The organism is Hyphomicrobium sp., assembly GCF_009026145.1.
Lineage (GTDB): Bacteria > Pseudomonadota > Alphaproteobacteria > Rhizobiales > Hyphomicrobiaceae > Hyphomicrobium_A.
In genome coordinates, this window is record NZ_WBUE01000015.1 from 45,394 (window position 1) to 59,592 (window position 14,199).

At 61.9% G+C, this 14,199-nt stretch carries 12 protein-coding genes and 1 riboswitch; of the genes, 1 reads left to right on the forward strand and 11 read right to left on the reverse strand.

Going from position 1 to position 14,199, the window contains the following annotated elements:
• The 3 genes from hutX to bluB all read right to left on the reverse strand — a co-directional run bounded on the left by hutX (position 1) and on the right by bluB (position 3,101).
• A complete protein-coding gene (gene hutX / locus F9K20_RS12660; protein ID WP_291002140.1) occupies positions 1-531 on the reverse strand; it encodes a heme utilization cystosolic carrier protein HutX in 531 nt (176 codons plus the stop codon).
• A gap of 20 nt (positions 532-551) precedes the next feature.
• The gene (hutW, locus tag F9K20_RS12665) at positions 552-1,946 is read right to left on the reverse strand and encodes a heme anaerobic degradation radical SAM methyltransferase ChuW/HutW (RefSeq protein ID WP_291002143.1); all 1,395 of its coding nucleotides are present in this window, start codon (positions 1,944-1,946) and stop codon (positions 552-554) included.
• Between the two features lie 399 nt (positions 1,947-2,345).
• On the reverse strand, positions 2,346-3,101 hold the full coding sequence (bluB, locus tag F9K20_RS12670) for a 5,6-dimethylbenzimidazole synthase (protein WP_291002146.1): 756 nt from the start codon (positions 3,099-3,101) through the stop codon (positions 2,346-2,348).
• 41 nt (positions 3,102-3,142) lie between these two features.
• Positions 3,143-3,334: riboswitch (cobalamin riboswitch) on the reverse strand.
• Between the two features lie 278 nt (positions 3,335-3,612).
• Between bluB and F9K20_RS12675 the strand changes: the two genes are divergently transcribed.
• Positions 3,613-3,975, forward strand: a complete 363-nt coding sequence (locus tag F9K20_RS12675; RefSeq protein WP_291002148.1) for a putative zinc-binding protein — start codon at positions 3,613-3,615, stop codon at positions 3,973-3,975.
• A 457-nt stretch (positions 3,976-4,432) separates the two neighbouring features.
• Here the strand turns inward: F9K20_RS12675 and F9K20_RS12680 are convergent, their stop codons facing one another.
• From F9K20_RS12680 to F9K20_RS12715, 8 genes are all read right to left on the reverse strand, one after another.
• Positions 4,433-4,879, reverse strand: coding sequence for a pyridoxamine 5'-phosphate oxidase family protein (locus tag F9K20_RS12680; RefSeq protein WP_291002150.1), 447 nt, complete (start codon positions 4,877-4,879; stop codon positions 4,433-4,435).
• Between the two features lie 312 nt (positions 4,880-5,191).
• Positions 5,192-6,196 (reverse strand): FAD:protein FMN transferase, encoded by a 1,005-nt coding sequence (locus F9K20_RS12685; protein WP_291002153.1) that lies wholly within the window; start codon positions 6,194-6,196, stop codon positions 5,192-5,194.
• 33 nt (positions 6,197-6,229) lie between these two features.
• Complete coding sequence (locus F9K20_RS12690; RefSeq protein WP_291002156.1) at positions 6,230-6,757, reverse strand: nitrous oxide reductase accessory protein NosL; 528 nt, start codon at positions 6,755-6,757, stop codon at positions 6,230-6,232.
• Complete coding sequence (locus F9K20_RS12695; protein WP_291002159.1) at positions 6,754-7,584, reverse strand: ABC transporter permease; 831 nt, start codon at positions 7,582-7,584, stop codon at positions 6,754-6,756. Before F9K20_RS12695 ends, F9K20_RS12690 begins: the two co-directional genes overlap by 4 nt.
• Positions 7,581-8,498 carry an ABC transporter ATP-binding protein gene (locus tag F9K20_RS12700; RefSeq protein ID WP_291002162.1) on the reverse strand — a complete coding sequence of 306 codons (918 nt, stop codon included), beginning with the start codon at positions 8,496-8,498 and terminating at the stop codon, positions 7,581-7,583. The genes F9K20_RS12695 and F9K20_RS12700 overlap by 4 nt, the downstream gene beginning before the upstream one ends.
• A complete protein-coding gene (locus tag F9K20_RS12705; RefSeq protein ID WP_291002165.1) occupies positions 8,495-9,844 on the reverse strand; it encodes a nitrous oxide reductase family maturation protein NosD in 1,350 nt (449 codons plus the stop codon). Before F9K20_RS12705 ends, F9K20_RS12700 begins: the two co-directional genes overlap by 4 nt.
• A 35-nt stretch (positions 9,845-9,879) precedes the next feature.
• Positions 9,880-11,823 (reverse strand): TAT-dependent nitrous-oxide reductase, encoded by a 1,944-nt coding sequence (gene nosZ / locus F9K20_RS12710; RefSeq protein WP_291002167.1) that lies wholly within the window; start codon positions 11,821-11,823, stop codon positions 9,880-9,882.
• Positions 11,820-14,084: a NosR/NirI family protein gene (locus tag F9K20_RS12715; protein ID WP_291002238.1), complete on the reverse strand. Its 2,265-nt coding sequence runs from the start codon at positions 14,082-14,084 to the stop codon at positions 11,820-11,822. Before F9K20_RS12715 ends, nosZ begins: the two co-directional genes overlap by 4 nt.
• Between the last annotated feature and the right edge of the window lie 115 nt (positions 14,085-14,199).

Below are 14,199 nucleotides of genomic sequence, written 5' to 3' on the forward strand. Positions count from 1 at the left end.
TCAATGAACCCTCCCAGCCTCTGGGAAGCGGCCTTCCAGTTTCGTGAACCTCTCGACCTGATCGGCCTTGAGATGTCTCTTCTCGTCGCGGCCGACGAAGATTTTGAACATGGCCTCGCCGTCGGCGTTGAAGAACTGGATCGAGAGTGTTTCCATCCCCATGAAGGGACGGCGCAGAAACAGGATCGACTTGCAGTTGTCCGCGCGCAAATGCCCGCTCAATGGGCTGCCACCAGACAGATTGTAGAATCCATGGCCAAGCTTTCCTGCCGGAAGCGGGCCTTCGAATTCCAGGATGACATCCTTGGTATGGGAGATCACCGTCACGCTTCCCCATTCGGAGAGGTCTTGCATGATGTCAATGAAATGCGCTCCGGAAACGCGCTTCCACATGGCGGCCGGCAGACATTCGATCGTGTCCTGCAGCGACAGGCCATATTGCGCCGCGGTGGCCTCGAGAATGCCTCCCGGGTTGTCGGCAAGCTCCTTGCGGACGAGATCGCGAGCGGCTGTCGCGCGAGTTTCGGTCATGATGGTTGTGATCCCTTCTTCTATGTTTCGAGGTTGGCGCGCGCGCCAATCGGGGGGTTTGAGCGGGCGGAAGGCCCGGCCTCGGAGAGGATGGCGTCGAATGCGGAGACCAGGTTGCCGTACCAGAAGCGCCCGGCTGTGCTGAGCGACATAACGTTTCCGTTGATCGACACGAGGCCCGCGGAGCGCCACTGCTCGAGGAGCGGTGCAATCCAGGTTTTCAGATTGCCCCCATGTGGAAGAGCGATGCGATCGAAATCGAGGTGCCCGGTCTCGAGGCCGGCCGTGATCACGTTGCGGACGGGCTGGAGCGAATCCGAAACACGAATGGTGTCGATCGGCTTTCGTCCGGCCAGTATGGCATCGCGATACGAATCAAGACCTGCCGCAATGCCATAGCTGTATCGACCGAGGAGGCCGCCGGCTCCGGAGCCATAGGCAAGGCAATCGGCACCTTCCTTGATGCGCAGATTGTAAATATTGCGCTCACGCGGTGTCCGCGCCCAGTGGCTGTTGCTGATCTGGGTCCAGTCCTTGGCCGCGAGAAACTCGACACCGGCGCGGTACATGCCCCCGATATCCTTGAGCGTCGCGGCGGCAGGAAACTTTCCGATCCCGATGGCTTTGTGCAAAGGCGTTCCCGGAATGAGATTGAGGCCATAGAGGTCGACGCCATCGGGTGCAACGTCGGCCGCAATGCGCAAGTCCTCGGTCCAGATTCCATCAGTCTGACCCGGAAGGCCGTAGAGGAGGTCTATGACGAGGGCGGCGCGATCCCGGTCGCGTATCGCTTCCAGAAAGCGGACCGCCTCGTCTCTGCTCGCACGCCGTCCCTGCCGCTGGCGAACGGCCGTGTCAAAGCTCTGCACGCCGATGGAGATGCGATTGACGCCTGCTTCGAGGCAAGCGTCGATCTTGTCGGGATCGAAGTGGATGATACGGCCTTCGAGCGTGATCTCGCAGTCCGGGGCAAGCGGCAGGCAGCGCTTGACCATGCCCAGAACCCGCGACAGGTCGGTCGGCGACAGGGCACTCGGCGTTCCGCCGCCGAGATAAACCGCTTCGACAAGCTGGCTCCCAACCGTGGATGCCGTTGCCTCGCGCTCGATCTCCTCGACAATCAGGTCTGCGTAGGACGACGCCGTGTCTCGTGAGTACGCGTTGCGGTAGAAGCCGCAGAACAGGCAGTGATTGGCGCAGAACGGCACGTGAATGTACGCAAGGCGCATTTCCGGCGAGCAATAGCTGCTCATCAGGCGTGACCACGTGGCGGGCAGCTCGTCATCCGGGAGCGGCCGCTTGTTCCTCCACGGCAGGACAGCCCGGCGCGCGGCGAACGCATCGCGAATAGGGTCGCCGCCGAGCCGGGCGAAATGCGGGGCAAGATCGGCGGCACTCATCTGACGATTCAGCACACCAAGGCTCACTTCTCTCAAGCGGAGGCATGAGACAGCTTCTGCATGCCGGTCTGGCTCTTGTGACAGCGAGTATTAGGGAGCAGGGGAAGCGACCAACTTGCCCTCGGTCAATTAGTTGACACAAAAAGTATAGAAATATGCCAAACCTCGAACACGTGTGGCGCTTATCGCACATCTACGGCCGGGAGTGTCGCCAGATCATGGCTCAAGTCGGACGCTTCAGTCTTCAAGCGGCCCGCAGCGGTCGAGATTGCGGAAATCAGCGCTGAAGTTCTTCGACTTCAGTGTCCCGCGCGCAGAAGCCGGGTGGACTCCTCAGTAGTTGCCGCACTGGTGCCATCAGGGGCGCGGCCGTCTGGCCACGCCCCCTGCCGATGCGCCACCCCGTGCAGCGCGTCAGGGATGGCATACCGACAATCGGCTCGCGCGCGCATCACGTTCATCGATGTGGAGTTGCTCCAGGAGGCCGGTTTCGACGCCCTGCCGGCCCCACTGGTCGAAATGCACCAGCGGCCCGATCGGCAAGCGCTCCCGCCAGCCCGCCGTCTCGAGCTCGGGCTGCGCGTGGTAGCCGCTCACCCGTCCGACGCAGAGATAGGCAATAGGAACGACGCGCTTGGGGATGTTCAGGATTCGCTGCACTGTCCCGTTGTCGAAGATGCTCACCCAGCCGACCCCGAGCCCTTCGGCGCGGGCCGCGAGCCAGAGGTTCTGCACGGCACAGGCCGTGCTGTAGAGGTCCATCGCCCGAATGTGCGTGCGCCCGATGACGGCTGGGCCTGCCCGATCACGGTCGCAGGTCAGGCATATATTGAGGGGCGCATCCATGATCCCTTCGAGCTTGAGGGCCCGGTAGGTGTCGCGCAGGTGCTCGGGAAACATCATCGCGGCCTCGGCATGAGCCTTGGCGAAGGCCTCGTACACCCGTCGGCGGACGTCCGCATCCCGAATGAGGATGAAGCTCCATGGCTGCATGAACCCGACCGAGGGGGCATGATGGGCGGCGACGAGAAGACGGCTGACGAGCTCATTCGGCACCGGGTCGGGGAGGAATTCGCTTCTCGTGTCGCGTCTTGTCAGGATGGCGCGGTAGACACCCGCGCGCTCGGCGGGCGACAAAGGCAATGCAGGCAGGAGTGCGGAATCGTCCATCGTATTCCCCTTGATGGCGCGCTCGTCTCACCGTCCGCGCGGACGAGCCATCCCCCATAGGCCGGTCTTCTGACTCGGGTTCATCCGGAAGGGACACCTTCCCGGCTGTCGCCAGTGGCACCTGTCCCTCCAGTCCCCCTCACAGCGTTGGGCACGTCGCGGACTTGCACCGCGTTCCCGATTCTCCGACGCAGGACAGATCCTGCACCGGCACCTACGAGGTAACGTGTTCTCATCATATGCGCCGAGACGGACCAACGGCGGGCCATTGGCTTTGAGGTCTCGAATTCGGATGGAACACTTGTATAGTTTGGCACTTGCAATGGTTGGCGTCTTGACCAAGGTCAACGTCACGACATCTACGGCGTGATAAAAAGATCTGCCTCTCTTAAGGGAAGGGAATTCTTGTGCCGGCGAACCACTTTGCAGAGGTCTTCGGCCAGGAGAATCGCGAGATCCGTGACACTCTCTTCGGTCTCGCCGCTGCCTCATGACTGCTGACAATCGTAACATGCCTATCGTGTACTCGTGCTCGGGCTGCTCGAGCGCGGCGCAGATGGCGAACCGTGTCGCAATCCGCCTGGACCGCGAGCGGCACGCGGAAATGTCTTGCATCGCCGGCGTCGGCGGTGACGTCCCCTCCCTCGTGCGTATTGCCAAGTCTGGCCGGAAGATCATCGCCATCGATGGTTGTCCGCTTCATTGTGTATTGCGCTGCCTCGATCGCCATAACGTGAAGCCGGACCTGCATTTCACCTTAACAAAGATCGGAATAAGGAAGCGATACCACACGGATTTCAACGAGGTAGAAGCAGCAGAAGTATTTCGCCGGATAGTCGGCGAATTGCAGGTTGACAGTACCGCAGCCAGCTAACCCCTACGCCGAGCGCGCTAACGCGCTCGTTCGTGGTTCCCATGCGAACCTGAGCGTGTCATTGGCCCGCGGCTGCGACCAGCCGCATGCGGCATTCCATAGCGCCTTTCAAGCGTGACGGCAGCGAGTTCAGCGCGCGCCGCAACCTTGACTTCAGCGCGTCAACAGCGCCGCTGCCCGGTCTGGGTATAACCGAGGACCGACGGATTCTCCTTCGAAGCTGACGTAAATCAGCCGCCGCGCCACTGATCATGCTCGCGAGATCTGATCGAAGTCCGTTCGGTGCGGCAACCCTGGGATGAGGGTAAGATGATTGAGGCGAAGCCGCCGCTGCGACCCTAAACACATCTGGTCCATCCGGACGAAGCTTCAGCCGCCTTCAGCGGTGAGATTGGGCCAATAGCATCTTCAATCAGGATGCGGGAGCGTCTGGCGAAGCGTTCATTGATCAGAGCGGTCACAGCTCGACCAAACAGCGCTTGCCGAAGCCGGAGGCGTAGTCGACTAGGGCCATGGCGACCGGCGTGATCAAATAGACCGCGAGCCTCTCCGGATCGTGCGGAACATACCTTTTCGACTGTGGGAGCGTGCTGAAGAGGCGCAGAACAATCTCGTCTGCGATGTGCTTCTCCAGGATGCGCCTTGCGACGCCCGACATCGACAATCCGGAGAGCCTGTAGAAATCTTCCGTTTGGCTCGTGATGGCAATCGAGACTTTGTTGTTGAGCGTTATGTTGGCGACCTTTTGCGAGGCTGCGTCGGTCGCAAAGTATACCGTCAAACCGTCGTTGATGTAGTTGACGGTCGTAGCCTGAGGATAGCCGTCGGGACGAATGGTGGCGAGCGTCATCAAATGTTGCGATGACAGAAGGTCGAGAATTTTGGCTCTGAGGGCTTCCTCCATGGCACAGCGTCTCCCATAGCCGTGCCCCCTTCCGCTCCCCAATATCCCGAAGCCGACAATATCGTGCACCCTTCCGCAAACCAAAACTAGGGATCGAGGCGACGGGCGCAATTTCACGAAGCCGCGTGGCGAGAATCTTATGGTTGAGGTTTGAACTGCGCGCTTGACTCGGGTCGCGGACGTCAGGAAGAGCTCTGCAGCCAGAAGTGGAGAACTAGTCCCCGCCGTCGGCTCCCAGCCTCAGACCGCACTTCGAGCGAGCCTGAGGGCCCAGGCAGTTTTTGGAGCGACACCCGAAGGAACCGCTCAGAGTCATGCTCCTTTGCCGGTGCTGATCTCCCGCAGCTGACCTGCCTCTGCCGCATATGCTTTTGCGTGCGATGTCTGAGCGAGGGCAGATCGGACGGCATCATTGTCCATAAGCGCGAAGGCGGTCGACAGCGCGTCGGCCATGGTTGCCGTATCGGCAACGACCGTGACACCTCTGGACGTCTGAGCGCAAGCTCCGGTGAGCGGATTGAAAAGATGATTGCAGGTGCCCTCCGGATCGAACCGGTAGCCGTAGGCACCGGAGCTGGCCACGGCTCCGTCGGTCAAGGAAAGTGGGTGCGTTGCATTGCTCTGCGCGTCCTCGACGGCCACGTGCCAGGGCCGATTGTCGGGGCGCGGGCCGAGCGCTCGCAGCTCCCCCATATCGACAAGACAGTTGTTGAGCCCCGACGCCCGTAACCGATCAACGACGCGATCGGTGATGTACCCTTGCGCGATCCCATTGAGGGTGAGTGCCATACCCTTGCGGGCAAATACGATCTTGTCACGATCGAAGCGTACATTTCCCCAGCCAACGAGCTCCAAGGCCCTCTGCCTAGCATTTGCCGACGGTCCTTCTGAAGTAACCGGACGGCCAGCGAAGTGCTCCGCATAGCAGCGCCAGAGTGCCTGTACGGTGGGGTCAAATACGCCACTTGTGAGGTGCCACACGTGATCGCAAGCAGCCAACAGCTCCAGCAAATCTGCCGGAGGGGCGAGTAGCACACCGCGCCGATTGAGCTCGCACAGGCTCGAGTCATAGCGGTAGAGGCTGAACACGTGCTCGAGGCGCCGCGCCTCGCCAACCACCTGCCTGATCAGCCGCTGGGCGGCGGTCCGATCACGATGGTGCAGACGGATGGTTGCGACGGCGCCGAGCGAGGTGCCGCGCCATTCGACAACTTGGCCGGCCACTGCTTTCTTTGACGTGCCGAAGGGCACCACGCTCAGCCCGGCCGCGGCGGCGCTGATGGCGATAAACTTGCGTCGATCAAATGTTCCTTGCATGCCGTCCTCCTCGGCAATAGTCAGCGGCTCCAGCTATTGGTGGGCATCCGCGCCGTCCGGAGTGGTCTCCGAGCCCAGCACATAGTCCCGCGGCACTTCATCGAAGCTGACGACCCGACCACCGTGCTCGGCAGCGAATTTCTCGGCCGCGACGCGATCGGAGAAGGGAACGGTTTCCGGCGCGCCCATGCCTCCCTGCTTGCTGCTGCCGATGACGAAGAACGCCTGGCGGGCCTCGACCCAATGGGCAGCGCCGGGGTCGTCCCAGTCTTGCGCTTTGGCCATGTCGGAGACGTAGATGGCACGGATATCCTTGGCCTCCTCCGGCAGCATGCTGAAGGAGAACGCATCGCGCGCCGACGAGAACCATATGGGTTCGCGGCGACTGGCTAGGATGATGTGAGCCTTGGGACCCGCGTGCTCCTTGAGGTTCATCCCGCAATAATGCCCGACTGCATCAGAGGTGAGCTGGAACGGCGGCGGCGTTTCACGTGCGTCCTCGCCGCATCCAGCAAGAGCCAGTATCGCGATGATGAGGCTAAAGAGCGCAAACCGCGTCATAGCTCCCTCCGGGAGAAGGCCAGCGTGGCAAGTCCTAGGGGCACCGCGGACCACACGATCAGAGCAGCGAGCAGGACGAGTGAGCCGAGCGCGGACGCTTCGGCGATAGCTGTCATGCCGGACAACTGACCGACACCGGCGGAGCCAGTGAGATTGAACATCCGGTAGACGTCGGCCGGGTTTGCCAACAGCAGCGCATCGAGGATACCGCCCGATATGGTGCGCCCCTGATCGATGACGAGCAGACCGAGCAGCGCCATGTCGTAGAGGACGACGAAGAGGAGCCAAATTCCAATGGCAACGCCTGCCGCGGTGGCCCGTTCACGTACCAGTGCGCTGACCAGATAGCCAACGGCAATGAATGCGGCGCCGAGCAGCACCGATGAGCCGATCATCGAGCCGAAGGCGGCCAGGCTGCCAGGATCCATTGCGGCGCCGGTCGCAGCGAGGACGACGGCGGCAGCCCCGTAGCCGAAAATCGTCGCGAAGGTAAGAATGGCGAGATGCCCCACAAACTTGCCGAGCAAGACCTGCCAGCGGGCAACCGGGTAGCTGAGCAGCAGCAGCATGGTGCCACGCTCCACCTCGCCCACGATGGCATCGTGAGAGATCAACAGTGCGATGAGCGGCAGCAGGAAGGTGCCGAGGCTCGACAGGCTGACGACGACTACGTCGAGGGCGCGCACGCCAACGGTGCCCGTCGGCGCGCTGCCGAGTAGCGTGAGCGCGAGCGCGAGCGCCGCCAGTAGCAGCGTCGTCGCCAGCACCCAGCGATTACGCAGGCACTCCTGAATTTCCTTGCCGGCGATCAGGTAGACGTTTCTCATGGCGCACCTTGCTGACGCAGGAAATGCGCGTAAAGCTCGTCCAGGGAAGGAGGCATGACATCGATATCGATGATGGGCGAGCCGGCGCCTGCCACGCGCCGGACGAGTTCGATCTTGTGTTCGGGCACCGCATCGAGCTCGATGACCTCGCCGTTGATCTGGCGCCAGCGCGCCATCGTTCCCACTAGGTCAGGAATGGCGTCGATACCGCCATCGGCCACCGTCAGCCGGATCTTTGCAGGAAGACGAGCGATATGGCGAAGGGCATCGAGCGAGCCGTTCGCAAGCATGTGCCCTTGCTTCATGACGATGACGCGTCCCGCCCGCTCACCGAGCTCGGCCAGCGCATGCGAGGACAACACGACCGTCGCGCCTTCCCGGCGCAACGTTTCCACGATGTCGTAGAAGTCGAGACGCAGTGCTGGATCGAGCCCGGTGGTCGGCTCATCCAAGAGAAGCAGCTGCGGATTGCCGAGCAGTGCCTGAGCCAATCCAAGCCGCTGGCGCATGCCCTTGGAGTAGGTGCCGACGCGCCGCGCGCCAGCCGACCCAAGGCCGACGCGATCGAGCAGCTCGAGGGCCTCGGCAAGCGACCGCTCCTTCAAGCTGGCATAGAAGGACAGCACCTCGCGGCCGGTGAGCGCGGCGTGGAAGGAGACGTTCTCCGGCAAATAGCCAACACGGCGGCGCGCCGCGAACTCACCCGCAGCGGGATCATCGCCGAGGACTCGGATCGTGCCAGCCGAGGGATGCGCGAGACCGAGCATGAGCTTGAGCAAGGTGGTCTTGCCGGCGCCATTATGGCCGACGAGGGCGATTGTCTCACCCGCATTCAGATCGAAGGAAACGTCGCGGACGGCCTCGGTGGCGCCGTAGCGCTTGGTCAGACCCCTGATCTCCACGGTCGTCGTCATGGCCGGTGGCCGCCATCGGTAGCTCGCTGGGGTGGCGACATGAGCGGATGACTGTCGACGACGCCGCCGGGCCGCAAAGCAGGGAACTGGCTCTGCGCCCAGCGGATGATCTGGATCGCTGGACTGTTGACCAGCACCTTTGCCTGCGGAACCGACCATAAGACTTTGTCCACGAGGTCATTGGGCCGGTATGCCGCGTCGGCAATGCCATCGCCATTGAGATCGAATGCGGGGTTGTCGCTCCAGTAGTTTCCGCGCTCGTCACTCGACCAGTCGAGATAGCGGCTCCCCACGTATTTCACCTGGTTGCGGTTGTTGACGAAGGCGTTGCCAACGATCTCGTTGCCTTCGGACCCCGCAGTGAAGTGCACACCGATCTCGCAACCTTCGAACCTGTTGTCGCGGAATCGGTTCTTATTGGCGTTGTAGATAAAGACGCACTTCTCCGGCCCGTTCCGCGCCCCGCTCGCCAGCGTGGGCCGCGCTCCGCCGGGCAAACCGTGCTCGCGCGCTTCCTTATCGCGCATGCCGGGACTCGCCCATCTCTCCGCTGACTGCAACCGTCCCCGCACCTCGTTGCCGATCATCTCGGATCCATTGGCAAAATTGAAAAGCAACCCATGGTCGCGATCGCCATCGGAGACGTTGCCGAAGACCTTCAGGCGGTGGGAGAACATAATCGCGAAACCAATCGTATTGCCGGTCGAGAGGTTTTCGCTGACCTCGCTGTCGTTGGTGTACATGTAGTGGATCGCGAAGCGCAGGTCGCGGAAGCGGTTGCCTTTGAATACGTTGCGCTTGCTGGCGATCGCGAAGATGCCATCGCGGCCAAGCCGGATGTCATTACCGATCACCTTGGCGCCCGGCGCGTTCCATACCGACACGCCGTTGCCGGCTTCGTTCATGCGCCGCTGCCGGATCCCAATAATGACGTTGTTCCGGGCCACGGAGTCCTCGGCCCCGTGCAGGTACACGCCGTAAAGATTGCCCTCGATGTGGTTGTTCTCGACGATCGCCCCTTTGGCCGTCTTCTCGACGAATACCCCAGCGTCCATTCGCTCCAGGTCGGTCCCTGAACCGCGGATGGTGAGACCGCGAACGACAGCCCCGGGACTCGCGATGGTGATGACGCTGCCCTCACCAGGCCCTTGCACGACGGCGCTCTGCGCACCTTCAAGGATCAGCTTGCGGGTGAGCCTAACGGGACCGCGGTGCTCGCCCTGCAAGATGATCGTATCCCCGTCCGCCGCTCCGTCGAGGATCGCCTGAACATCTACCTCTCCCGGCGTCACAAAAATGCGTGCCGCCGAAGCCGGCCACCCGCTACCAAGCGCGAGAAGCGTCAAGAGCAGGCGGCATATGATCCGCAGCCCGAGCATCCTCAGACATTCCGCGGCTCGACGAACATGCGACCGCGCATCTCCATGTGCATGGCGTGGCAGAACCAAGTGCAAAAGTACCAATACACGCCCGGCCTGTCCGCCTTGAAGGTCACGGATGATGTCTGCTGGGGACCGATCTCCATGTTGATGCCGTAGTTAACGATGCAGAACCCGTGCGTGAGGTCCTCGATGTCGTCGACATTGGTGACGTAGACGGTCACCTGGTCGTCCTGCTTCACCGCAAAGCTGTCCAGGGCAAATGCGGGGGCCGACGAGGTCATGTACACGCGTACTGTATTGCCATCGCGGATCACCTTGGAGTCGTTCTCCAGCGTTATACCGTCCGCCTTGGCCCGCTTGACGGCATCGGCGAAGAACGGGTCGTCCCGCTTCCATACGTGGAGCGGATTGATCTTCGATCGATGCACGATGGTTACGTCGTGCGGCTCGGCGAAACTGGGGCCATCATGCACCAAGACCATCTCATCTCCCGAGATGTCGATCAGCTGATCGTTCTCTGGCTTGAGCGGCCCGACGTTCAAGAACCGATCCTTGGAGAACTTGTTGAGCGAGATGAGCCAATTTCCATCTGCCTCCTTTGTCTGACCCATGGAGGTGTGATTGTGGCCCGGCTGGTAGTGGACATCGAGCTTCTGGATGATTGGGTTCACCTTCTCACCCTTGAAAGCGCGCCTCGCGGCATCGATGTTCCACTTGACGATTTGACTGTCGAGGAACAGGGTGGTGTACGCATTGCCCCTTCCGTCGCACTCGGTATGCAGCGGCCCCAGTCCGAGCTCCGGCTCGGCTACGACCACGTCGCGCGGTTTGATCTTGTCATCGAACAGTTGGTCAAAGAGGCGCACATCCATCACCGTCACGGTCGGTGAAAGCTTGCCATTGGCGAAGATGTGAATGCCATCCGGCGCGGTATGCATGCCGTGCGGGCTATTGGGCACTGGCACATAGCGCGTGTAGGGCGATCCTTGGCGACCGTCGACCACCGGCACGCCATTCATTTCTTTGAAATCACCCTTCTTTACGGCCTCCTCGATGCGCTTGATGTTGAATATGACGACCCAGTCCTGCTCCTTGGCCATCATTTCGGCGAGCGTCATGCCTTTTTCGGAGTTGTAGCAAGTTGAGAAGGCATATTTGCCTTGGTAGTCTGCATCCGTATTGTCGAGATTGCCATCGACGATGACCTGCCAGGCGACCCTCATTGTGTCGCCGTCCACCGCCGAGAAGATGGACCAATATTTCGTCGGATCGTCGAGAACCGATCCGTCGTTCGGGAGCGGCACCTCGTACTCGCCATTACAGAACAGGTAGCCGGTCCGCGGGTACTTCTGGGGACGCATGCCATGGATGGTGTACTGGTTCGGCAGCTCCACGATCTTGTCGCACTTCATGATATCGCAGCGGATGCGCGCGAGACGCGTGTTCGCCTTGTCGTTTGCGAAGACGTATCGGCCGTCGTACGTGCCATCGGTAAAGGACAAATGCGGATGATGCAGATCGCCATTCTGCCAGACGCCGCCCATCGCCTTGAGCCGCTCGCGGGTCGCGGGCGTGAGCCCTTCGGTCAAGATCTTGAGCGACTCGTTGGTCTGCCCCCAGCCGGTGGCGCTGCAGCGGTTGAAGACGGGAATGCGCATCAGCTCGCGCATCGACGGGAGGCCGAGAATACGCACCTCGCCCGTCTGCCCACTCGAGGCGAAGACATAATATTCATCGAGCTCGCCCGGCGCGACCTCGGTCCGGCCGTGGGGGCTCGGCACGGGTTGGGCGGGAGCTGGCTGCGCCCGAGCCTCCGTGCCGTTTCTGAAACGCCCGAGGCCAAGGCCACCGACGATCCCGGTGGCACCAGCCGCCGTCATGGCCGCGGTCGTCCCGAGCAGGGTGCGTCGCGTGAATCCGCCGTTGTTATCCTGGGCTGTCATGGGAACCTCCTTCGCAGCGTGTCGGCTAACTGTCTCAGCGTAGGCGTGCTGAGATTCTGCAATGTGCTCTGGAGCAAGCTCCCGAGCCGCGAACTTTGTGGCATGGGCGGCGCGCCCCGCATCGAGGGTGAGGAAAGAGCCTCTCGCTTGGCTCGCTTGAGCCGGATCTGGATCATGTGCGGACAGCGCTGATCGTCCCAATAAAGTTCCTGGCAGTGCATGCAGTAAATGCACTCGTTTACGTTGATGTGGCCCTCGGGGTGGATCGACTGCACAGGGCATTCGTTGGCGCAGCGCTGGCAAGGCTTGCCGCACTCCGGCCAGCGCCGCAGCCATTCGAACATGCGGAGCCGTCCAGGAATCGCCAGTGCCGCGCCCAGCGGGCAGAGATAGCGGCAGAAGAAGCGCTCGATGAAGAGGCCGACGCCCAGGAGGGCGGCTGCATAGAGAACAAACGGCCACTCGCGGATGAACTTGAGGACGATGGCGGTCTTGAAGGGCTCGACCTCGGAGAGCTGTTCCGCAAAGGCGATTGAATAGAGCGACATGCCGAACAGGAACAGGAAGACGATGTACTTGATTGGCCACAAGCGCTCGTGCAGGTCCCAGGGCACGCGGATCTGCGGCACGCGCAACGCTTTGGCGGCGGAATTCGTCAACTCTTGCAGGGCGCCGAAGGGACAAAGCCAGCCGCAGAAGGGTCCGCGTCCCCAAAACAGCAGCGCCGCGGCGACAGATGACCAGAGGATGAAAATGAGTGGCGAGGTGAGAAAGAACTCCCAATTGAACCCCGTGATCAAAGAGTTCGAAAACGTGAGCACGTTGACCACGGAGAGCTGGGCATTGGCATACCAGCCGAGCCAAACGAGGGTGAAAACGAGAAAGCCGCGCCGCACCCATGTGTAGGCGGGCGGCCGCCGGACGAGCTGATTCTGGAAAAAGAAGATCGCCGTCAGAACGGCGAGGGCGATGCTCGTGATGGCAACCGAGACGGCGTTGCGGCGCCACATCTGCTTCCAGAGGGGTTCTTCGTGCGAGGCAAGCGCATCAGCTGCGGGCTCACGCTTGGCATTGTGCGCTTGCACATCTTCCGCAACTGGGGCTGCCCGCTCCGCGCGTTTGAGGTAGCGCTCGGGCAACGTGTAGCCGACGTCGAAGGTCAGAAACGCCTTCTCGCGCGGCCCCGTGGCGCGCTGCACAAGCAGCTGAAGCTCCCACGGCTCCGTGGGCTCGAAGGCGAAATCCTCGGGCACCGTGAAGATGCCGATCTCGCGCAGGTCTGGCGCACCTGCAGCCGCTAGGTCGCCGAGGCGCTCGTGATTGCGGTCCCGGAAGCGGGTGCCAGAGGCGTCCTGCAGCAGCTCGATGCGATCGAAGATGCCGCCTCTGACATAGCCCGAACCCTTGAAGGAGTAGATTCCGTCGCCGGCGACCAGAACCGCCTGTTGCCCCGGTTTGAGCCGGCGCACCAGCTGATCATAGCCGGCAGCACCCAGCAGGCTCTTGCCGATCGTCGGCACACTGAGCAGTGCCACATAGAGATCGATGAGTGTATCATTGGCATCTCCGGGTTGCGGATTGGCAGCGGCGGCCGCGTTGCCGGAGCGCGCAAAGGCCTCGTTGATCTCGCCGACCGTGAGACGCAGCCGGCGCACCGAGCCATCAGCCAAGAGGCTGGCCCAGTCGCGCACTTCTGACTGCTCGAGGTCGATGACCTTCGCAGCGGCCGGCGCGCCTTTGCCGGTCGAGACTTCTCCAGGCGAAAGTCGGCCATCGCGCACCAAGCGCACCGCCGAACGCACGACGCTGTCGGCCATGACGAGGATGGTCACGGTCGCACCGCTCACAATATCGGGCTGCGGGGCGCGCTGCTTACCGGCGGCAATCGGCGCGATCCGCACACCGATCAGCTTGTTGACGGCAGCTACGACGCGTTGCTCGGGCACGCCGACGAGCACGATCGGCTCTTTGTGTTCAACGAGCTTGAGGCCTCGGATGACCCCCTCGGTATCAATACCGACGAGCATATTGATGGGCTTGCCCGAATAGCCCACGGCGCCGGAAAAGTCCGTGTTGAGATAGGCGTAGCCGAGCAGGTCGTCCGCAGCATACACGGGAAGAATCGGCGGGTCGCCCTCGGGCTTCCCATAGCGAGTGGCGCCAGGAAAGATATACTGCGGCGCGACGCGGGCAGAAAACTCGGCGAGCCCCGACTGAGCAGAAGCCAACCCAGAACAGAGAGCCGAGGCGAGAACAATCAGAAGGACGCCGGCACAGCGTCTCAACGTTGATGGCTTACTCTGGTGCGAATGGCGCCACACCGTGAGAAGATCTCCTATCCCACACGTTGAACCATGTAAGCGGCGAGCGCAACTG